This window comes from Sphingomonas sp. CCH5-D11, assembly GCF_001557395.1.
Taxonomy (GTDB): Bacteria; Pseudomonadota; Alphaproteobacteria; order Sphingomonadales; family Sphingomonadaceae; genus Sphingomonas.
The window spans coordinates 1-960 of the sequence record NZ_LSKH01000219.1 but is presented as its reverse complement, the minus strand read 5'-3'; the positions used below and the strand labels follow the sequence as shown (position 1 = coordinate 960).

General features: G+C 68.4%; 2 protein-coding genes. Both read right to left on the bottom strand.

The features are described 5' to 3' along the window. Positions 1-184, bottom strand: a 184-nt coding sequence (locus AX702_RS22930) for a hypothetical protein (RefSeq protein ID WP_231731856.1), incomplete at its 3' end; no start/stop codon positions are given. A 102-nt stretch (positions 185-286) separates the two neighbouring features. Further along, on the bottom strand, positions 287-960 hold a 674-nt coding region (locus AX702_RS13990; protein WP_443026299.1), incomplete at its 5' end, for a MutS-related protein.

The following is a 960-nucleotide window of genomic DNA, read 5'->3' as shown; positions in this document are numbered from 1 at the left end:
GGATCAAGCGGGCGACCTGGCTGCAGAAGGTGAACGAACCACCAACCCCGTTCGTGCTGAGCTTGTCGAAGCACGTGCCCCACGCTCCAGCGCCCGTGACACGCCCCCCTTCGGCGAAGCTCAGGACAGGCTTCGACACGCTCAGGGCGAACGGAAAAAGACACTGCCCCACCCACCCCGTCATGCCGGGCTTGTCCCGGCATCCACTGTGCCGCGATTTATCTTGCCGATGGGTGCGCGGGCCGGTGGATGCCGGGACAAGCCCGGCATGACGGAAGGTGGCAGGTCACGCTTCCCGAACCAACGCCTTCAACCGGTAAAGCTGGTCCAGCGCCTCGCGCGGCGAGAGCGTGTCGACATCCAGCCCCTCCACCGCTTCGCGCAGCGGATCGCGCGCTTCCTCCACTGCCGCCGCTGCCGCGGCGAACAACGGCAGATCATCCAGCCCCGCCGCCAGCCCGCCGGTCTTTGCGCGACCCGCCTCCAGCTTCGCCAGCACCGATTTCGCCCGCGCCACCGTCGCCGGTGGCATGCCCGCGAGCCGCGCCACGGCAAGGCCATAGCTGCGATCCGCCGGCCCCTCCGCCACTTCGTGCAGCAGGACCAGCTCGCCCTTCCACTCGCGTGCCCGCACGTGATGCAGCGACAAAGCGTCGCAGCGCTCGGCGAGCCGCGTCAGTTCGTGGTAATGCGTCGCGAACAGGCAGCGGCAGCGATTGTCCTCATGGATCGCCTCGACCACCGCCCAGGCGATCGCGAGCCCGTCATAGGTCGAGGTGCCGCGCCCCACTTCGTCCAGGATGACGAAGCTGTTGGGCGTCGCCTGCGCCAGGATGGCGGCGGTTTCGACCATCTCGACCATGAAGGTGGAGCGCCCGCGCGCCAGATTGTCCGACGCACCGACGCGGCTGAACAATCGGTCGACCAACCCCAGCGTCGCGCTGGTCGCGGGCACATAGC